Source organism: Streptomyces sp. NPDC103540, from assembly GCF_055584445.1.
Map to the genome: position 1 here is coordinate 1 of NZ_JBVJMA010000020.1, position 18,682 is coordinate 18,682.

The window sequence follows — 18,682 nt, forward strand, 5'->3', positions numbered from 1 at the left end:
GGGGGCGGGGGGGTTCGGGGGCGCCGTGCGGGGGCCCGGGTTTGGGGGGGGGGGGGGGGCGGGGGGGGGGGGGGGGCGGGGCCCCCCGCCCCGGGGGGGGGGCGCCGGCCCCGGGTGGTGGTGCGGGGCGGGTCAGCGTCCCTGGAGGGACTTGACGTTGTCGCCGAAGGTCCAGCCCTTCGAGCCGTCCCAGTTGATCGACCAGGTCATGAGGCCCTTGAGCGCGCCGCCGAAGGCGTTCCACGCCTGACCGACCAGGCTCGGGGACATGTGGCCGCCGCCGGCCCCGGGCTGGGCGGGGAGGCCGGGGACCTGCTTGTCGTAGGGGACCTTGATGGTGGTGCCCTGGATGGTGAGGCCGTTGTTCAGGCAGGTGCTCTGCGCGGTGAAGCCCTGGACCGTGCCGGCCTGGTAGGAGTCGCCGGAGCAGCCGTACATGCTGCCGTTGTAGTACTGCATGTTGAGCCACCACAGCCGGCCGTCGTCGGCGTACTTCTTGATGATCGGCAGGTAGGAGCCCCAGATCGAACCGTAGGTGACGCTGCCTCCGGTGACGTACGCGGTCTCGGGGGCCATCGTGAGGCCGAAGCCGGCGGGCATCCGGGCGAGGACTCCGTCGATGATGCGGATCAGGTTGGACTGGGAGGCGGAGAGGGTGTTGATGTTGCCGCTGCCGGTGAGGCCCGTCTCGATGTCGATGTCGATGCCGTCGAAGTTGTACTTCTTGAGGATCGGGACGACGGTCGCGACGAAGCGGTCCGCGACGGCGCTGGAGCTGAGGTCGATGCCGGCGGTGGCGCCTCCGATGGACATCAGGATCGTCGCTCCGGCCGCCTTGGCCCGACACATCTCGGCGGGGGTGGCGACCTTGACGCCGGCGTCCATGCCGTCCTCCCACAGGACGGTGCCGTCGGAGAGGATCACGGGGAAGGCGGCGTTGATCACGTTGTGGCCGTGCGCGGAGATCCGGCTGTCCGTGATGGGGATCCAGCCCATGCCGGGGTGGACGCCGTTCGCTGCTCCGTCCCAGTTCTCCCAGTAGCCCTGGAGGACCTTGCCGGACGGCTTGGGCTTCGTGGGGCAGGTGTCGGTGGGCGGGGTGGTGGGCGTGACCGTGGGGGTGGGGGTCGGGGTGGGCGTGGGCGTGGGGGTCGGCGTCGGAGTGGGGGTCGGCGTCGGCGTCGGCGTCGGGGTGCTGCCGCCGGGGCCGGAGAGGGACACGTCGTCCGCGTGGAAGGCGGGCTGTCCGTACCAGCCGTGCAGGTGGACGGTGACCGACGTGGTGCTCGGGCCGGTGGTGAAGCCGACGCTGAGCAGTCCGTACGAGGGGCTGTTCGGGGTCCAGGTGGATCCCGCGCCGCCGACGCCGGTACCGGTGGCGCCCAGGTATACGTAGCTGCCCTGGACGTACGCGCTGAGCGTGTACGAGGAGTTGGGCTTCACGCTCACGGTCTGGGTGCACCGGGCGGTGTCGGATCCGGTGGGGGTCGCCTTGAGCGCGGCGGAACCGGAGCGGACCGGGGCGGATACGGCGACGCCCGAACCGCCGGAGCAGGTCCAGCCGGAAAGCCCGTCCTCGAAACCGGAGTTGGTCAACAGCTCTGCGGTGACCGCCCCGGCCGAGCCGGTCCCGGAGACGGCCAGGCCGGCGCCGAGGAGGGCGGCGACGCCCACTCCGGCCAGCGAACGCACCAAGGCGGACGCTCCGCGTCGGGCGCGGGTCGGAGGGGGACCGGGGTGGAGATCGCCGCTGTGGCGCGGAACGTGCGAACGCCGACGGAACATGGAGTGCTCCCTTCCCGCTGGACGTCATGTACATGACCTACACGTGGGGGTGCGACGCCCGGCTCCGGGTGAGGTGGGGACAGGTGGGGCTGTGCCGGTCCGGATCGTATGGGGGCCGCAGGGGTCGGTCAATAGGTATGGACCAATGGAGAGCCGACGGGAACGGAGGCTGCCGTCAGGCCGGATCGGGCCGGATCAGGTCAGGACCGCGGCCAGGGCCGCGGTGACGGCGGCGGCCAGGGTCAGGAACGCCGCGAAGGCGGTGGCGGCGCGCAGGCAGGCGGCCGGGTAGGTGGCGCCGTCGAGGCGGGCGAGCTTCCCGGCCACCGCGGCGACGGCGAGGCCGCCGATCAGGACCAGGCAGATCGCGAACAGCACCACGGCCAGAGCGGACATGTCGAACTCCTCGCAAGGAAGCGTCGGTTGATGGACCGACTCTCCCGAATCGGGTGTGCGACGGGGTTCAGCCGGGCAAAGTTGAACGTTGCCGAACAACGGCGTGCACACCGCCCGGGGGGGAACCATGAGCACCGTGGATCAGGAACGGCACCCTGAAAACGAGGCCAATGAGGCCTTGTCCCGGTTGCAGGCTCAGCTCACCGACGCACTGGCTTCGAGTGACGAGACGGTGACCTTGCTGGCGCGCAGGGCCGGTGTGGGGCGTACGAGCGTGAGCAACGCCCTGCACAAGCCGTCCGTCCCGAGTGCGCGGACCGTGGCCGCGATGGCGCGGGCGTTGCGCCTCGACGGAAACAGCCTGCTGAAGCTGCGGCGGCAGGCCGAAGCCGAAGCGGAGGCGGTTCAGGGTCGCGGGCCGGGTGCGCGGGGTGGGGCGGAGTCCGCCATTCCGGGCTCTTCGGGCAGGGCGGCGACGGGGCAGCGGGGTCTGCTGGTCGGGGCGCCGCCGCTGGAGGCGTCGGCGTTCCAGCCCCGCGAGGGGCTGCGGGCACGCGTCGATGCCGCGCGCGCCGGGGGCTCGGTGGTGTTGACGCAGGCCCGGCGGGCGTCGGCGGGGGTGCTGTCGGGGATGGGCGGGGTCGGGAAGTCCCAGCTCGCCGCCCAGTACGCCCACCAGGCGGTGGCCGAGGCGACGGGGTTGGTGTTGTGGGTCCCGGCCGGCGTGAGCGCTCAGATCATCGCCGTCTACGCGCAGGCCGCTTCACGGGTCGGTGCGCCCGGCGCGAGCGGGGAGGATCCCGAGCAGGACGCGCGCGCGTTCCTGGAGTGGCTGGCCACCACCGACCGGTCCTGGCTCGTCGTACTGGACGACGTCGGCGACCCGGGCGTCGTCGGCCCGTGGTGGCCGCCGGCCCGGCCCGGCATCGGCTGGACGCTGGCCACGACGCGCCTGCACGACCCGCGCCTGACCGGCGGCGGCCGTACCCGGATCGACGTCGACGTCTACACCCCGCAGGAAGCCGTCGACTACCTCCGGGAACGGGTCGCCGGCGACGGTGGCGGCCACCTTCTGGACGGCCGGGAGGCCGAGGTCGCCCGCGCGCTCGGCCACCTCCCGCTCGCGCTCGGCCACGCGGCCGCGTACCTCCTCGCCGAGGAACTCCACTGCGCCGCGTACCTGACCCGCCTGGCCGACCGGGCCCTGCGGCTGAACGACGTACTGCCGGAGTGGGCGGACACCGAGGGCTATCAGCGGCAGGTGGCCGCCGCCCTGCTCCTCTCCCTGGAGGCGGCCGAACAGGCCGGACCCGAGGGCGTCATCGCGCCCCTCGTCCGGCTGGTGGCGCTGCTCGACCCGGACGGCCAACCGGAAGCCCTCTGGACCACCCCGTCCGTCACCGCGTTCCTCACCGAGGCCCGGGGACGGGGCGACGGGCCGGCGACCACTGCGGACGAGGTGGTGCGTGGGCTGCGGGTTCTCCGCCGGTACGCGCTGATCAGCACCGACCCGCACACCCCGCACCGTCAGATCCGGATGCACGCGCTCACCGGCCGTGCCGTGCGGGAGGCCACCCCCGCCGACCGGCACGCCGGTCTCGCCGTCACCGCCGCCGACGCCCTGGTAGCGATCTGGCCGCCGACCGATCTCCCGCGGGAGCTCGCACAAACCCTGCGGGGCAACGCGACCACGTTGCTCCGGCACGCCGAGAGGCACCTCTGGCAGGGCGGCGCCATCCACCGGGTGATCTTCCTCAACGGACACAGCCTCCGGGCCGGCGGCCTCCACCGGGACGCGCACGCCTACTGGACGTCGGTCGCGGAAACGGCCGCGCGCGCACTCGGCCCGGACCATCCCGGCGCCATCAGCGCCCGCGCCAACCTCGCCGCCGGCTGCAACGAACTCGGACGCCACCACGACGCCCTCGCCATCCAGGAGGCCGTCCGCACCGACTGCGAACGCCTCTTCGGGGCCGACCACTCCGAGACCCTCCTCGCCCGCTCCAACCTGGCCGTCACCTACCAGCGGCTGGGGCGCCACCGCGAAGCGCTGCCCCTCCAGGAGGCCGTCCTCGTCGACTGCGAGCGCCTGCTCGGCCCCGACGACACCACCACGCTCTACGCGCGCGCGAACCTCGCCGACACGTACCGCGGCCTCGGGCGCCCCCACGACGCCCTCGCCCTCGAACAGTCCGTTCGCACCGATGCGGAACGCCTCCTCGGACCCGACCACCCCACCACCTTCCACGCCCGCTCCAACCTCGCCGCCACCTACTTCGAGCTCGGACGCCACCACGACGCGGTCTCCCTGCTGGAAGCCGTACGCGCCGACCGCGAACGCCTCCTGGGGCCCGAGCACCCCCAGACCATCAGCGCCCGCACCAACCTCGCCGTCACCTACCACCACCTCGGACGCCACCACGAGGCCCTCGCCCTCCAGGAGGCCGTCCTCGCCGACTGCGAACGCCTCCTCGGCCCCGACGACACGCACACCGTCAGCGCCCGCGCCAACCTCGCCGTCGCCTACAGCGACCTGGGGCGCCACCACGAGGCACTTCCGCTCCACGAAGCCGTCCTCACCGACCGCGAGCGCTCCCTGGGGGCCGACCACCCGATCACCCTCCTCGCCCGCTCGAACCTCGCCTCCGCCTACCACCAGCTCGAACGGCACCACGAAGCACTCCCCCTCCTGGAAGCCGTCCGCACCGACTGCGAACGCGCCCTGGGGCCCGACCACCCGCACAGCCTCCTCGCCCGCGCCAACCTCGCCGTGGCCTACAGCAACCTCGGGCGTCACCACGAAGCACTCCCCCTCCACGAAGCCCTCCTCACCGACCGCGAGCGCCTCCTGGGGCCCGACCACCCGCACACCCACAGCGCCCGCACCACCCTCGCCGCCGTCTACCACCACCTCGGACGCCACCGCGAAGCCGGCCTCCTGGGGAACGAGCCGGGGCGGTAGCGCCCGTACGGACGGCATGCGGATCCGCCGCCGCGGTTCTGTCGGAGCTGGCCCGCGTCAACAACCGGTACGTGGCGACGGCCGTGCGGCACGCGGACGAGTCGCTCGACGTCACCTTCGACGACGGCCAGGTCCTGTGGATCTCGGGCGAACCCACCGGGACCACCGTCGGGGAACCCTGGTGGCTCAGCCCCTGGCTACGCGAGCCCCAGACCGACGGACTCTGAGCCGGACCCAGATCGGGAGCCAGATCGGGAGCCGGTGAGGCACCTGCCCGTTCCGCCCGGGGTCAGTTCCCGCGCAGTGCCGCGGCCACCGGGCCCTCGCCGTGGACCTCCAGGCGGCCCGTCCTGACGGCCTGTGCCACGTCGAGCGCGCCCTCGCCGAGCTCCCGGCAGGTGTCGGCGTCGAGGACGAGGCGGGCGTCCGCCGCGTCGGCGGGGCCGTCCCCGTAAACGGGCCCGTCCCCCGGGGTCGGGCCGAGGCGGAGGTGGAACACCCCCTCGTCGAGGACCACGTCGACCACGCCCGGGCTCCCGGTCGCCGGGAAGCGGCGCAGCAGGGGGAGGGCGTACCAGTGGGCGCGCAGCGCGTCGGTGGGGCGGCGTTCGGCGAGGTCGGGGGCGCCCCATTCGGCGAGGGCCGTGAGCACGGGCAGCAGTGCGGCGCCGCGCGCGGTCAGCTCGTACACGGTCGCGGCCGCCGGCGGCGGCAGCTTGCGGCGGGTCGCGAGGCCCTGCGCCTCCATGTCCTTGAGCCGGCCGGCCAGTACGTCCGTGGAGACGCCGGGCAGGTCGGCGTGGAGGTCGGTGTACCGCCGGGGGCCGGCCAGCAGCTCCCGGACGACGAGCAGGGTCCAGCGGTCCCCTACCGCGTCCAGGGCGCGGGCCGAGGCGCAGTACTGGTCGTAGCTTCGACGGCGTGGCTGACGAGGTGACATGCAGCGCAGTCTAGACAGTAAGTTGGACTTTCCAAGCTCTCACTTGGTAAAACCAAGCAACACGTCCCCGGAGTACGGGAACAGTGGCGGCAGCAGCGGGAACAGGGAGGGCACGGCATGGAGTTCCGGCAGTCGAGCAAGCTCAGCGAGGTCTGCTACGAGATCCGGGGCCCGGTGATCGAGCACGCCAACGCGCTGGAGGAGGCGGGCCACAGCGTGCTGCGCCTCAACACCGGAAACCCGGCCGCCTTCGGCTTCGAGGCGCCGGAGGAGATCATCCAGGACATGATCCGGATGCTCCCCAAGGCCCACGGGTACACCGACGCGCGCGGCGTGCTCTCCGCCCGGCGGGCCGTCGTCCAGCGCTACCAGGCCATCGGCCTGACCGATGTGACGGTGGACGACGTCTTCCTCGGCAACGGCGTCTCCGAGCTGGTCTCCATGGCCGTCCAGGCACTGCTGGAGGACGGGGACGAGGTCCTCATCCCGGCCCCCGACTTCCCGCTCTGGACCGCCGTGACCACCCTCGCGGGCGGGAAGGCCGTGCACTACGTCTGCGACGAGTCCGCCGACTGGTACCCGGACCTCGACGACATGGCGTCCAAGATCACCGACCGCACCAAGGCCGTGGTCATCATCAACCCGAACAACCCGACGGGCGCCGTCTACCCCCGGGAGGTCCTGGAGGGCATCCTCGAACTCGCCCGGCGCCACGGTCTGATGGTCTTCGCCGACGAGATCTACGACCAGATCCTGTACGACGACGAGGTCCACCACAGCGCCGCCGTCCTCGCTCCCGACCTGGTCGTCCTCACCTTCTGCGGGCTCTCGAAGACGTACCGGGTGGCGGGGTTCCGGTCCGGCTGGCTGGTGGTGAGCGGCCCCCGGCAGCACGCGCGCAGCTACCTGGAGGGGTTGACGATGCTCGCCTCCATGCGGTTGTGCGCCAACGCCCCGGCCCAGTACGCCATCCAGGCCGCGCTCGGCGGACGCCAGTCCATCAAGGAGCTGACCGCCCCGGGCGGCCGACTCCTCGAACAGCGCGACCGCGCCTGGGAGAAGCTGAACGAGATCCCCGGCGTGTCCTGCGTGAAGCCGAAGGGCGCGCTGTACGCGTTCCCGCGCATCGACCCCAAGGTGCACCCGATCCACGACGACGAGCGGTTCGTGCTCGACCTGCTGCTGCGGGAGAAGATCCAGGTCGTCCAGGGCACGGGCTTCAACTGGCCCCGCCCCGACCACTTCCGGATCCTGACCCTGCCGTACGCCGACGACCTGGACGCGGCGATCAGCCGGATCGGCCGCTTCCTGAGCGGGTACCGCCAGTAACCGGAACCGGGACCGGGACCGGGACCGGGGAGAACCGCCCGGACACGGACGAGAGCGCCGCTCCCGGCAGGGAGCGGCGCTCTCCTCGTACCCCCGCCGCCCGGAGGCCCGGGCCTCGGCGGGCACCCTCGCACCTGGCCGGTCCCCTCACCCCGGGCCGTCCTCCGACACCCCGCCGCGTCCGACCAGGAACGGTGACAGCAGACGGGGCACCGCCTCGTCGGCGAAGCGCAGTCCCTCGGGCAGCAGTACGTCCTTCACGTGGTAGGCGCCGCGTCCGCCCGCCGTCGTCGCCGTGACCCGGCACAGTCCCGACCGCCGGTGCCACGCCCACTGGCCGATCCGCCAGCCGATCACCCCGTCGCGGCGCAGCGCGATGGTGCGGCGCTTGAGCGAGCCGTGCCGGGTCACCAGGTGGCGTCCCGTGATGCCGTGCCCGAGGCTGCGGTAGGCGTCCACGGCGAAGCAGCAGCCCCCCGCGTACACGACCAGCGCCGTCACCCAGCCGATGTGGACCAGTACCGGCGTCAGCAGCGCGCCGAGCGTCACCAGTGCTCCGCCGAGCGCGGTGCCCGCGAGGAACACCAGGCGCAGCCGGCGGTGCAGCGCGTGCCGCGTGTGGGGCACCAGGCGGACCGCCTCGGTCGGATCCCGTTCCTCGCGCAGCACGGCCGCCGCCACCCGGTGCGCCTCGGCCAGCGGGGCCGGAGGCAGGAGCGCACTGCTGTTGCCGACGCCGATCTCCTCCTCGGCCGTTCCCGAGCCGGTGGCGACCGCGTACGTGAGGGCGCCGCCGCCCCAGCGCAGCGACAGCGGCTCCGCGATCTCCACGCCGCGCAGCCTCGCCTCCTCCAGCGTGACCGACCGCGTGACGAACAGGCCCCGCACGGTGCGCAGCGTCCCGTGGGGCTCGCGCGTCAGACGGAAGCCCCACCACATCTCGACGAACAGGCCGAGCGAGCCCACGGTTCCGGCCAGTGCCACCGCGACGACCGCCGCCGCCACGACGGGCCACAGGTGCTCCGTGGTACCCAGCCACGTGATCAGCTTCGGGATCACGACGGTGTCGGGGTCGGCTCCGAGGATGTCCGACCACTCGTACACGGCGCCGACGAACGCGAGGCCCAGCAGCGGCACGGACACCGACAGCGGCGCGTACCGCAGCCAGCGCCAGTCGATCGCGGCCTGCGGCTGCGCCTCCCTCCGGGCCCCCTCCGCGTCCGGGTGGCCGGGGCGGCGCAGCAGTTCCTCGCGCAGCGACTCGGAGTCCTCGACCGTCAGCGCGTCCAGGGTGAGGGCGGCGCTCGTCGAGGAGCCGGTCCGGTGGCCCGTACCGACCTTGACGGTCGCTATCCCCAGGATCCGGTGGATCGGCTCCGCCGTCACGTCGACGCTGCGCACCCTCTGTCGCGGGATCGAGCGGTGGCTGCGCACGGCCACGCCCGTCCTCAGCTCGACGCGCTCCGGCGTCAGCCGGTAGAACGTCTTGGTCCAGCGCAGCACCTCGTAGCCGAGCACCCCCAGCACGGGCACGGGTACGCAGACGTGCAGCCACCAGGGGGCGTCGCGCCACCACATGACCGCGGCCGCCGCGAGGACCACCAGCAGGCACCAGATGCCGACGGCGGCGATGACGCGGGGGTCGAGCCGCCGCCAGGCGACGTCGCCGCCCCCGGGCGCCCGGTCGGCCCCCGGCGTTTCCGCGTCGATCCCGTCGGTGCTCACGTCGCGTCCCCCGGCGTGGCCTGAGTGATCCTGGTCAGCTCCTCGACCAGGTCGCGGGCCAACGCGTGGTCCAGGCCGTCGATCCTGGCGGGGCCGGCCGCCGAGGCGGTGGTGACGGTGACCGTCGCCAGCCCGAACATCTGCTGGAGCGGGCCGCGTACGGTGTCGACGGTCTGGACGCGGGCCAGCGGAACGATCCGCCACTCCTGCCGCACCCACCCCGCGCGGGTGAACACCGCGTCGTCGGTGTGTTCCCACCGGTGCACCCGGTAGCGCCAGTAGGGCATCACCAGGATCGTCAGCAGGCCCGGCACCCCGATCACGGCGGCGGACAGCAGCAGCCACGGACGGGCCGGTGTGATCAGCACGGCGAGCAGCACCAGCACGAGGACCGGCGGAAGCACGACGGCGACGGCCTGCGCCGCCCACCAGCCGATGGCACGACGCTCCACCCGACGACTCGGCGGTCTCAGCACGAGCCGGCCGTCGGTGGGTCCGTCGGTCGACGAGGGCTGCGTGTCGGTGGCGGGGTCGGCCATCTTCAGCTCCGAGGAGGTCGGGTGGTCGCTCGATGCGGTTCGGGAAGCGGGCGCCGGACCGCCAACAGGACTGCGAGGGGCGCCCAGTTGGAGGCACCGAAACATCGACAGCCTACCGGGGGCAAGAGGTCGAGGCCCTTGGACCCGTTCGCTAGCCGTCGAAGCGCGTCCAGGCGACCGGGAGGTCGGCCAGGGGGGTCAGGGCGCTGCGGTGGGTGGCGCCGGCCCAGGCGTCGTAGCGGTCGCCGTGCAGGGCGGTGTCGACGTGCAGGACCAGGCCGGGGGCCACGTGGAAGCGGGTGGCGGAGTCGGGCTGGAAGGGGCGCAGGGGCACCGGGCGCAGGTTCCGGGTCAGGTGCTCGACCTCGGTCCGGGTCAGTCCGCGGGCCAGGGCCAGGTGGTCGGCGCCCATGGAGGCCTCGTAGAGCGCGAACTGGAGCAGGAACCCGCTGAGCGGTTCCCGTTCCGGGATCGGCGGCTCGTCGTGGCGGCGGAACCAGACGGTCGGATCCGCCTCGGGGTCGGCGTCGTCGAGGGTCCACAGGAGGGACCAGAAGAAGCCGCCCTGGTTCTCGACGCCGAAGACGATCATCTCCCCGAGGGGGTCGGTGCGCGGGTCCGAGCCGGGCAGGATCCTGTTCTGGGCGCCGAGGGCCGCCGGCCATTGCCGCGCGAGCCGGTGGAGGTGCCTCAGGGCAGGTGGCAGAGGGGGCGTGGGGTGAGGGGACGGAGACTCGGCGCCGTTGTCGTGTGCGGTGCCGGCGGGGTACCAGGCGGTGACGAACTCCTCCAGTGCCGCCGCGCGGTCGCCGTTCACCTCGCCCAGCCAGCCCAGGCCGGGAAGCTCCACCGGCGGGCCGGGCGGGCGTACCCGGTCCAGGAGGTCCCTGCTCAGGGGGGTGTCGAGGAGCAGTTCGCAGTCGGTCAGCACCCCGTCTGACATGGCGCACTGGCTCATGAACGCGGTGCCCAGGTACAGCACCTCCGCGCCCGTGCGGACGGCGATGTGGAGGGGCGGTTCCATCAGGCGATCGGTCACCGACGCGGGCGCCGGGCCGAACAGGCGGAACTCCTCCGCGTTCCACACGCCGCTCCGGCCCGGGACGTCCGCCGCTTCCGCGATGATCAGTGTCCCGGAGGGGCCCAGGACCACGTCGGCGCCGCCCACCGCGAACCGCTCGGCCCCGGCGGACCCGCCGACCAGATCGCCCACCCGTTCCGCCTCGAACACCGTCGCCGGCATCACGGCGGGAAACTCCATCGTCACGTCCTCATTGTCCTCATGGCGTCACCGCCCTCGGGGGCGGGGCCCGGGCTCGGGGGCGGCGTCGTGCCTCAGGTGAGGCTCGGCTGGATCATCTTGCGGCCCGCGGTGCTTCCGCCGTCCACCGTGACGGACGTGCCCGTCATGTAGGGGAAGTCGTCCGAGGCGAGCCCGAGCACGGCGCGCGCGATCTCCTCGGCGTCGGCCATCCGTTCGAGGCCGTCGACGTTGAGCGGTCCCCACGCCTGCTTGTACCGCGTCCAGTCCGCGTCCGGGATGCCGGGCGGGCGGACGAAGGGGGTGTCGGTGGTGCCGGGCAGCAGGGCGTTGATCCGGATCCCCTGGGGACCGTAGGCGAGCGCCGCGGACTTCACCAGGCCCTGCACCGCGCGCTTGCTCGCGGTGTACGCGGCGCTGTTCGGCCGGGCCTGTTCGGCCGCCGACGACGAGGTGCAGATGATGACGCTGCGGCGTTCCCCGAGCATGTGCGGGATCTCGTACTTGATCGAGAGGAACACCCCCCGGGCGTTGGTGGCCTGGACGTCGTCCCATTCCTCGACGCTCATCTCGTGGGGGAGCTTTCCGGCGCCGATCCCGGCGTTGTTGAAGGCCACGTCGATGCCGCCGTAGCGGCTCGCGACCCGGTCCACGAAGGCGCGCACCTGGGCCTCCACGCGTACGTCGGCCTGGAGGTAGACGGCTTCGCCGCCCGCGTCCCGGATCTCCCGTTCCACCTGGCGCCCCAACTCGGCGCGTCGGCCGCAGAATCCGACGTGGGCCCCTTCGCGGGCGAACGCCTTGGCGGTCGCCCGGCCGATGCCGGACGTGCCGCCCGTGACCAGTACGGACTTGCCCTGGAAGCGGCCGCCCTGTCGGCGGGACTCCGACGGGGCCTCGGCCGCCCGGGCGGTGCCGGCGAAGGCCACGCTCCCGAGGCCGAGGGCGGCCGCACCGCCGAGGAGGGAGCGCCGTCCCACGGCGGCGGATCCCGCCGTCCTGTCCGTATCCGTATCCGTACCCGTGCTCGTGCCCCTGCTCGCGCCCCTGCTCGCGCCGGCACTCGTGTTCGTGTTCGTGTTCGCCTCGGTGTTCATGACGATCATCCTCGGCGCCCGACCCGGGCCGCCGGTTCCCTCCACCGGTCCGACCACACGGCCGGTGGGAGGAGCCGTCCTCCTCCCACGGCAGGACCCCTGGCGCACGGACGCCCGCCTATCGTGGGGGCCATGAACCGACCGTGGATCGAGCTCGCGTTCGACAAGAGTTTCGCCGGCTTACGGATCCTGGCGCTCGCGGGCGTACTCGTCGGCTACTTCCTGCTGTTGCGGCATCCGTCCGGGGCGCTCGACTGGGGCGTCGCGGCGGGCGGTCTCGCACTGTGCCTCGTCGCGGGGAGTTGGGTGTTCGCCTCGCTCCTGGCCCAGTCGGCGCTGCTCGTGGCCGCGCACGCGCTGGGCGCGGGCACCGCCTCGTCGTTGAAGGTGTTGGCCGCCGTCACCCTCTTCGAGCTGGCGGTGCAGCGTTCCGGACGCCTCCTCACCACCGGGGCGACGGCACTGGCCCTCACCGTCGCCGTGCACCGCTTCGACGAGCTGCCCGGCGGTCTCCTGCCCGTGCTCTACAAGATGGCCATGCTCGCCGGCGCGCCGCTGCTCCTGGGCTCCTACGTACGGGTCACCCGTGACGCGGCGTCGCAGGCGCGCGCGTACGCGCGGCAGCAGGAGCTGCGGGCCGGGCAACGGCTCCTGGCCGCCCGTACGGCGGAACGCACGGCCATCGCGCGGGAGTTGCACGACCTCGTCGCGCACCACGTCTCCTCCATGGTGTTGCGCGTCGGTGTCGCCCGGCACGTCCTCGCCGCGACCGGCACCGGCACCGGCACCGGCACCCCCGATCCCCGGATCACCGAAGTCCTGGACGACCTGCACTCCAGCGCCGGCGCCGCGTTGGCCGATCTGCGGCGCCTGGTCACCGTGCTGAGGGACCCCGACCGGACGGGACCGCGCAGCGACGACTCCCTGGTCACGCCCGGGGCGCTGCCGGCGGCGTTGGAGTCGGTGGTCACGCGCGTCCGTCAGGCCGGTCTGAGCGTGACCCCGTCCGTGGATCCGCGGGTCGCGGGGCTGGACGCGGTGCACGGGCTGGCCGTGCTGCGTCTGGCGCAGGAGGGTCTGGCCAACGCGGCGCGGCACGGGGGGCCGGGCGCGCACGCCGAGCTGACGGTGCGGGTGGCCGATGACGCCGTGCACGTGACGATCCAGGACGACGGGGCCGGCCGGGCCGGTGGGAACCCGACGCGAACGGGCGGTCCGGCCGGACACGGTTTGATCGGCATGCGCGAACGGGTGGACCTGCTCGGCGGCCGACTGGACGCGGGCCCCGCCGCCGAGGGCTGGCGACTGCGAGCCGAACTTCCCGTACCCGCGATCGACATGGAGCCCCGCCCGTGATCCGCGTCCTCGTCGTCGACGACCAGCATCTCGTGCGCATGGGTTTGCGCATGCTCTTCGAGCAGGCTCCGGACATCGAGATCGGGGGCGAGGCGGACAACGGGGCGGAGGCGGTTCGGCTGGCCGAACGTCTCGCTCCGGACGTCGTCCTCATGGACCTGAGGATGCCGGGCACGGACGGCATCACGGCCACGCGCCGCATCCTGGCCGCGCGGCCGGCCTCCCGGGTCGTCGCGCTCACCACGTTCGACGACGACGACCACCTGTATCCGGCCCTCGCGGCGGGTGCCTGCGGGTTCCTCGTCAAGGACACCCCGCCGGCCGAGCTCCTGGAGGCCGTACGTCGGGCCGCCGGCGGCGGGACCCCGTTCAGCCGGGACGTCCTCGACCGGCTCGTCGCCCAGGCCCTGCGTTCGCGTTCCTCACCGGAGGTCTCCGGGGAGCCCGTGGTCGCGGGGATCACGCCGCGCGAGCGGGAGGTCCTCGGGCTCCTGGGCGTGGGCCTGTCCAACAAGGAGATCGCCGACCGGCTGCATCTGGGGGTCACCACGGTGAAGACGCACGTGGCCAACCTGATGGCGAAGACGGGTCGGGACAACCGCATCCGGCTGGCCGTCCTCGCCGTCCTCACGGGCGTCACGGCGGACTGACCCGACGGTGTGGCGGGCCGGCCGGCCCGCCGCCCGCCCGTTCAGACGAGTGCGGCGGCCAGCAGGGCGAAGGCGCCGACGATGACGGCGACGCGGACGTGGTGGTAGCGGTCCCAGCGCTTCATCTGCTGCTTCCAGTCGGCGGGCCGGTTCTCCGGGGTCCACGTCTTGCCCCGGTTGTTGATCGGGACGAGCAGGAGCAGCGACATGACGACGCTGAGGACCAGGAGGGCGCCCGCGGTGACGACGAGGCCGGTGCCGGGGTCGCTCCAGCCGGTGACGGCCCATATCGCGACGAGGACGAGCGAGCCGATGTACCAGACCGGCATCACGGCGCCGAGCATCCGGCCGCCGTGGGCGCGGCCGAGTTGGCCGCTGTCCTCGGGCAGCGCGTCGAGGATCCGGTTGATGACGAAGGCGACGGAGAACTCCACCCCCACCATGACGCCGACGACCACGATGGTGAACACCTCAAGTGCGTTGTGCATGGCGGGCCCTCCCGTTGCTGGAATCTAGCGGCGCTAGCTCCTGATGCAACGCTAGACCTATCGACGCCCGATTGTCTAGCAGTGCTAGGATCGAATCATGTCGGTACAGGAACGCAAGCAGCGCGAACGGGCGGAGCGCGAGCGCCTCATCGTGGCCACGGCCCGTGAACTCGCCGAGCGGCAGGGCTGGGACGCGGTCACCACCCGCCGGCTCGCCGAGCGGATCGAATACAGCCAGCCCGTCCTCTACAGCCATTTCCGCGGCAAGCGCGAGATCATCGGCGCCGTCGCCCTGGAGGGTGCCGCCGAGCTGGCCGCAGCCCTGCGGGCCGCGACCTCCGCCTCGGACGACCCCCGCGGCCGGGTCGCCGATCTCGCCCGCGCCTACCTCGACTTCGCCACCCGCAACCCGGCGGTCTACGACGCCATGTTCGAGCTCGACGGAGGCCTGGCCTTCGCGGAGGAGGACACCCCGGCGCCGCTGAAGGACGCGTTCGCGGCCCTGCTGGAGACCCTCGACGGGGTCGCCGGGGACGGCGTCCACCCGGGGCTGTTCACCGAGGTATTCTGGGCGGCCCTGCACGGGCTGGCCACCCTCACCCGCGCGGGAAGGCTGCCGGCGCGGGACGCAGAGACGCGGGTGGGGCTGCTGGTGGACCGGCTCGCCGTGACCTGACGCACCGGATGACGGGACCACAACCCCCGAGCCCCTCCGAAGGAGAGAGCGCACGTGCCCATCACCAAGGCAACACCCGAAGGCCTCACGGAGAGGGCCGCGTCCTTCGTCCGTGTGCACGGTCACTGGACCGAGTGCGTCGACCTGGAGCCGTACCGGGCTCAATGGGCGCGAGACGGTGTCCCGGACGCGCAGATCGACCGCGTGGTCGCCTACCAGGCGACCTGGGGCGGACTCGTTCTGCCGCCCTCCCCCTCCTACGACGGAGGCCCGCACTCACTGGGCGCGGACCGACCGTACGGCCCCCACCCGGACTGGCGGTTCTGGGCCGGTGACCAACGCACCTCGCTGCCCTACTCGTTCATGATCGGGCCCGGCGGGGAGTTCGGCCTCCAGGGCACCGCCTGGGCGCCGCTGCACGCCGGCGTCGAGGGATGGGTCGAATCGCTGGCCCTGGCCCACCACGCCCGCAGGTGGGCGCGCGCCACCACCAGGCTGACGGGTGAGGAGGTCGACACGCTCGACCTCGACGGATTCGAGCCCGTCCCCGAGGTCGCCGGCCTCACCGACACCTGGTGGCGCCGCGCCGACACCCTCGTCTCCCTCTACCGCGGCGAGGCCGCGGCCGTGAACGCCCCCCTGTGGCGCACCGCCACGATCTACACCGGACTCGACGCGGCGGGTTGAGGCGACGGGGGCTCAGGCCACGGGGGGGGTTCAGGCCACGGGGGGGTTCGGGCCACGGGGGTTCAGGCGACGGGGGGTGAGCCCGGGTCGCGGTTCACGGCCGTCCGGCGCAGGTCGTCGGCGGCGAGGGGTTGCAGGGCGCCGCTGGTGTCCAGGCGGTAGAGCAGGACCAGCGGCGGGCCGACGAGCACGATCGCGATGACCGTGACCAGGAGCAGCCAGCGCAGCGTCGTCGGCGCGCCGGCCGCCTGGTCCACGGTGAGCGAGGTGGGGATGAGGTAGGGGCGCTGGGCCAGGCCCCAGGCGACCACGACCAGGGCGACGCTGCCGACGGCGGTGACCCTCGCCCAGCCCGTCGCCATGCGGTACAGCAGGACGGCGGTGGCCACCGCGCAGGCGGCGGCCGCCAGGACGAAGGCAAGGCCGACGCCGCCGGTGAGGCCGTCGTGGACGTGGCGCGCGTCGTCGCGCGTGACGACGAGGCCGATGACGGTCAGGACGGCGATGGCCCCGAGGCTGCACCAGGCCCGCAGCCGGAAGTAGTGGACGAGGTCGGGGGCGTCGAAGCGGCGGGCGTCGGCGGTCAGGAACACCGCGCCCAGGAAGGCGGTCGCGGCGACGGTGAGCAGTCCGACGAGTACGGAGGTCCCGTTCGACCACGCGTCCGCGGAGGCCTCGGCGCCGGGGGCGACCCGGCCGGTGGCCAGTCCGCCGACCACGGCCCCGAGGAAGAAGGGCACGAGGAGGGAGGACGCGGCGAAGGTGGTGCCGTAGATCCTGCGCCGCACGAGGTCGGTCATGGGTTTGCGGAGGGCGAAGCCCGCGCCGCGCAGGACGAGCCCCACGGCCGCGAGCGCCAGGGGCAGCCACATGGCGGTGAAGACCGTCTGGAAGAGGATCGGGAAGCCGGTCCACATGAACACGAGGACGAAGATGAGCCAGACGTTGTTCGTCTCCCAGACGGGCTCCATGGCGTGGTCGATGAGCCACCGGGGCCGTTTGCCGCGTGCCGTCCCGCCGGCGAAGAGGTCCCAGAACCCGGCGCCGTAGTCGGTGCCGCCCGCGCACGCGTAGGCGGCCACGGCGGCCAGCAGCACCCAGGCCACGACGTCCTGGATCATCGCTCTCCTCCGTCGCCGCGCGCGGAACCGTGATCCGGTGCCCGATCCGCTACGCCGTCCCGTGCCCGATCCGGTGCCCGATCCGCGACGGCGATCGCCCGCCGGGGGCCGTAGGGGGCGTCGGTTTCCGGGGTGCCGGCGGTCTCGGCCGCGCCCTGTCGCTCGTCGGCGATCCGCCAGCGGGTGCGCATCTTGAGCAGGACGCCCAGGAAGGTGCCGAAGATCAGGACGTAGACGACGATGACGACGGCGAGCATCGTCCAGAGCGGGGCGGCCGCGGTGTCCGTGACGGCTTCGGAGACCCGCATGTTCTCGTAGACGATCCAGGGTTGGCGCGCCACCTCGGTGGTGATCCAGCCGCATTCCACCGTCAGCAGGCAGGCCGCCCCGGCGACGGCGGCGCACCGGAAGAACCACGGTGAACGCGGCAGGTCGCGGCGGCGCAGCCAGCACCAGCCGTACCAGAGGGCGAGCAGGACGAGCAGGCTCCCGATCGTCACCATGATGTCGAACGCCCAGTGGGCGATCGTGGCCTGCGTCGCCGTCGGACGGTCGCTCGCGGGGACCGACGACAGCCCCCTGACCTCGGTGTTCGGGCTGAAGCCGGCGAGGATCGAGTCCAGTTGGGGGATCCTGATGCCGCCGGTGACCGTTCCGTCGGCGTGCAGGCGTCCGAACATGATCTCGGGTACGTGGGTTCCGGTCTTCCAGACCATCTCGGTGGCGGCGAACTTCACCGGCTGCTCGTGGAAGACCGAGCGGGCGATGGAGTCCCCGAGCACGAACTGCACGGGGGTGAGGATCGCGGCGACGGTGAAGGGGACGGTGAAGCCGAGCCGGTGGTAGTGGTCGCGCCGGCCGCGCAGCCAGCCGACGGCGTACACCCCGGCGACGACGTAGCCCGCGGTGAGGACGACGCCCGCCACGAAGTGCCAGTACTCGGGGCCGAACATCGGCGTGAAGATGGCCCTGCGGATGTCGATGTCCACGGGGTTGCCGGCCGCGTCGAGCGAGAAGCCGCGCGGGGTGTTCATCCAGGAGTTCGCGGCGATGATGCCGAACGCCCCCAGCAGGGCCGTCAGCGGCAGGGGCAGGGCCAGCCAGAAGTGCGTCCACGGCGCCAGGCGTCGCCAGCCGTAGAGGTAGATGGCGATGAGGATCGCCTCCAGGAAGAACGCCCACGCCTCGACCCCGAAGCCGATGCCGAAGACGTCGCCCCACCGGCCCATCAGGCCCGGCCACAGCAGACCGAACTCGAAGGAGAGCACGGTCCCGGTGACGATGCCGATGGCGAACTGCACGGCCATGACCGCCGACCAGCGGCGGGCGAGCAGGAGGGCGACCGCGTCGCCCTTGCGCAGCCCGCGGTAGTGCATCAGGAGGGTGATGGCGGGCAGGGCCACGCCGAAGGGGACGAGCAGGATGTGGGAGGCCAGGGTGAAGGCCATGAGCTGGCGGGCGGGCAGCAGTTGCGGAGGGGTGTCCGCCAGGATCGCGATCGCGCTGTTCATGTGCTGGTGAGCCTCGGCGGTTCGTGGCGGACGGCTTTCGTGGCGGACGGGCTTCTCGGCGGACGGGTTTCTCGGCGGACGGGTTTCTCGGCGGACGGCGGGAGCTCTGGGGCCTCGGCCGACGGTGGTGTCGTTCACGACAGCACCGCCGCCTCGTCA

Annotated in this window: 17 protein-coding genes; 7 read left to right on the forward strand and 10 right to left on the reverse strand. The window is 72.9% G+C overall.

Going from position 1 to position 18,682, the window contains the following annotated elements:
* Positions 1–132: 132 nt before the first annotated feature.
* The gene (locus ACZ6ZI_RS34700) at positions 133–1,785 is read right to left on the reverse strand and encodes a carbohydrate binding domain-containing protein (protein ID WP_469527833.1); all 1,653 of its coding nucleotides are present in this window, start codon (positions 1,783–1,785) and stop codon (positions 133–135) included.
* A 195-nt stretch (positions 1,786–1,980) separates the two neighbouring features.
* Positions 1,981–2,181: a hypothetical protein gene (locus tag ACZ6ZI_RS34705; RefSeq protein WP_469527834.1), complete on the reverse strand. Its 201-nt coding sequence runs from the start codon at positions 2,179–2,181 to the stop codon at positions 1,981–1,983.
* A 127-nt stretch (positions 2,182–2,308) separates the two neighbouring features.
* Between ACZ6ZI_RS34705 and ACZ6ZI_RS34710 the strand changes: the two genes are divergently transcribed.
* On the forward strand, positions 2,309–5,143 hold the full coding sequence (locus tag ACZ6ZI_RS34710) for a tetratricopeptide repeat protein (protein WP_469527836.1): 2,835 nt from the start codon (positions 2,309–2,311) through the stop codon (positions 5,141–5,143).
* Between the two features lie 71 nt (positions 5,144–5,214).
* Complete coding sequence (locus tag ACZ6ZI_RS34715) at positions 5,215–5,370, forward strand: hypothetical protein (protein ID WP_469527838.1); 156 nt, start codon at positions 5,215–5,217, stop codon at positions 5,368–5,370.
* A 62-nt stretch (positions 5,371–5,432) separates the two neighbouring features.
* Here the strand turns inward: ACZ6ZI_RS34715 and ACZ6ZI_RS34720 are convergent, their stop codons facing one another.
* Positions 5,433–6,083, reverse strand: coding sequence for a winged helix-turn-helix transcriptional regulator (locus tag ACZ6ZI_RS34720; protein WP_469527842.1), 651 nt, complete (start codon positions 6,081–6,083; stop codon positions 5,433–5,435).
* Between the two features lie 117 nt (positions 6,084–6,200).
* Between ACZ6ZI_RS34720 and ACZ6ZI_RS34725 the strand changes: the two genes are divergently transcribed.
* Entirely contained in the window at positions 6,201–7,412 is a 1,212-nt protein-coding gene (locus tag ACZ6ZI_RS34725; RefSeq protein WP_363057893.1) for a pyridoxal phosphate-dependent aminotransferase, read from the forward strand.
* Between the two features lie 147 nt (positions 7,413–7,559).
* On the opposite strand, the gene ACZ6ZI_RS34730 is transcribed toward ACZ6ZI_RS34725, so the two are convergent.
* From ACZ6ZI_RS34730 to ACZ6ZI_RS34745, 4 genes are all read right to left on the reverse strand, one after another.
* A complete protein-coding gene (locus ACZ6ZI_RS34730; RefSeq protein ID WP_469527844.1) occupies positions 7,560–9,137 on the reverse strand; it encodes a PH domain-containing protein in 1,578 nt (525 codons plus the stop codon).
* Positions 9,134–9,676, reverse strand: coding sequence for a PH domain-containing protein (locus tag ACZ6ZI_RS34735; protein ID WP_469527847.1), 543 nt, complete (start codon positions 9,674–9,676; stop codon positions 9,134–9,136). The genes ACZ6ZI_RS34730 and ACZ6ZI_RS34735 overlap by 4 nt, the downstream gene beginning before the upstream one ends.
* Before the next feature lie 151 nt (positions 9,677–9,827).
* Entirely contained in the window at positions 9,828–10,943 is a 1,116-nt protein-coding gene (locus tag ACZ6ZI_RS34740) for a hypothetical protein (RefSeq protein WP_469527848.1), read from the reverse strand.
* 68 nt (positions 10,944–11,011) lie between these two features.
* Complete coding sequence (locus ACZ6ZI_RS34745) at positions 11,012–11,917, reverse strand: SDR family NAD(P)-dependent oxidoreductase (protein ID WP_469527849.1); 906 nt, start codon at positions 11,915–11,917, stop codon at positions 11,012–11,014.
* 249 nt (positions 11,918–12,166) lie between these two features.
* Between ACZ6ZI_RS34745 and ACZ6ZI_RS34750 the strand changes: the two genes are divergently transcribed.
* On the forward strand, positions 12,167–13,390 hold the full coding sequence (locus ACZ6ZI_RS34750) for a sensor histidine kinase (RefSeq protein ID WP_469527850.1): 1,224 nt from the start codon (positions 12,167–12,169) through the stop codon (positions 13,388–13,390).
* Positions 13,387–14,040 carry a response regulator gene (locus ACZ6ZI_RS34755; protein ID WP_469527851.1) on the forward strand — a complete coding sequence of 218 codons (654 nt, stop codon included), beginning with the start codon at positions 13,387–13,389 and terminating at the stop codon, positions 14,038–14,040. Before ACZ6ZI_RS34750 ends, ACZ6ZI_RS34755 begins: the two co-directional genes overlap by 4 nt.
* A gap of 41 nt (positions 14,041–14,081) precedes the next feature.
* Here the strand turns inward: ACZ6ZI_RS34755 and ACZ6ZI_RS34760 are convergent, their stop codons facing one another.
* The gene (locus tag ACZ6ZI_RS34760) at positions 14,082–14,528 is read right to left on the reverse strand and encodes an anthrone oxygenase family protein (RefSeq protein WP_469527854.1); all 447 of its coding nucleotides are present in this window, start codon (positions 14,526–14,528) and stop codon (positions 14,082–14,084) included.
* Positions 14,529–14,625: 97 nt separating this feature from the next.
* Here ACZ6ZI_RS34760 and ACZ6ZI_RS34765 point away from each other — a divergent pair, with 97 nt between their 5' ends.
* Together ACZ6ZI_RS34765 and ACZ6ZI_RS34770 are read left to right on the forward strand one after the other, a co-directional pair.
* A complete protein-coding gene (locus ACZ6ZI_RS34765) occupies positions 14,626–15,204 on the forward strand; it encodes a TetR/AcrR family transcriptional regulator (protein WP_469527856.1) in 579 nt (192 codons plus the stop codon).
* Between the two features lie 54 nt (positions 15,205–15,258).
* Entirely contained in the window at positions 15,259–15,891 is a 633-nt protein-coding gene (locus tag ACZ6ZI_RS34770) for a hypothetical protein (RefSeq protein WP_469527858.1), read from the forward strand.
* Positions 15,892–15,953: 62 nt separating this feature from the next.
* Here ACZ6ZI_RS34770 and ACZ6ZI_RS34775 read toward each other — a convergent pair whose 3' ends face one another.
* On the reverse strand, positions 15,954–17,012 hold the full coding sequence (locus ACZ6ZI_RS34775; protein ID WP_469527859.1) for a cytochrome d ubiquinol oxidase subunit II: 1,059 nt from the start codon (positions 17,010–17,012) through the stop codon (positions 15,954–15,956).
* Entirely contained in the window at positions 17,009–18,523 is a 1,515-nt protein-coding gene (locus ACZ6ZI_RS34780; RefSeq protein ID WP_469527860.1) for a cytochrome ubiquinol oxidase subunit I, read from the reverse strand. The genes ACZ6ZI_RS34775 and ACZ6ZI_RS34780 overlap by 4 nt, the downstream gene beginning before the upstream one ends.
* Between the last annotated feature and the right edge of the window lie 159 nt (positions 18,524–18,682).

Coding starts and splice junctions, on each gene's coding strand:
- ACZ6ZI_RS34710 (WP_469527836.1), top strand. CDS start 2,309: ATGAGCACCGTGGATCAGGAACGGCACCCTGAAAACGAGGCCAATGAG.
- ACZ6ZI_RS34735 (WP_469527847.1), bottom strand. CDS start 9,676: ATGGCCGACCCCGCCACCGACACGCAGCCCTCGTCGACCGACGGACCC.
- ACZ6ZI_RS34700 (WP_469527833.1), bottom strand. CDS start 1,785: ATGTTCCGTCGGCGTTCGCACGTTCCGCGCCACAGCGGCGATCTCCAC.
- ACZ6ZI_RS34750 (WP_469527850.1), top strand. CDS start 12,167: ATGAACCGACCGTGGATCGAGCTCGCGTTCGACAAGAGTTTCGCCGGC.
- ACZ6ZI_RS34780 (WP_469527860.1), bottom strand. CDS start 18,523: ATGAACAGCGCGATCGCGATCCTGGCGGACACCCCTCCGCAACTGCTG.
- ACZ6ZI_RS34760 (WP_469527854.1), bottom strand. CDS start 14,528: ATGCACAACGCACTTGAGGTGTTCACCATCGTGGTCGTCGGCGTCATG.
- ACZ6ZI_RS34775 (WP_469527859.1), bottom strand. CDS start 17,012: ATGATCCAGGACGTCGTGGCCTGGGTGCTGCTGGCCGCCGTGGCCGCC.
- ACZ6ZI_RS34725 (WP_363057893.1), top strand. CDS start 6,201: ATGGAGTTCCGGCAGTCGAGCAAGCTCAGCGAGGTCTGCTACGAGATC.
- ACZ6ZI_RS34705 (WP_469527834.1), bottom strand. CDS start 2,181: ATGTCCGCTCTGGCCGTGGTGCTGTTCGCGATCTGCCTGGTCCTGATC.
- ACZ6ZI_RS34765 (WP_469527856.1), top strand. CDS start 14,626: ATGTCGGTACAGGAACGCAAGCAGCGCGAACGGGCGGAGCGCGAGCGC.
- ACZ6ZI_RS34720 (WP_469527842.1), bottom strand. CDS start 6,083: ATGTCACCTCGTCAGCCACGCCGTCGAAGCTACGACCAGTACTGCGCC.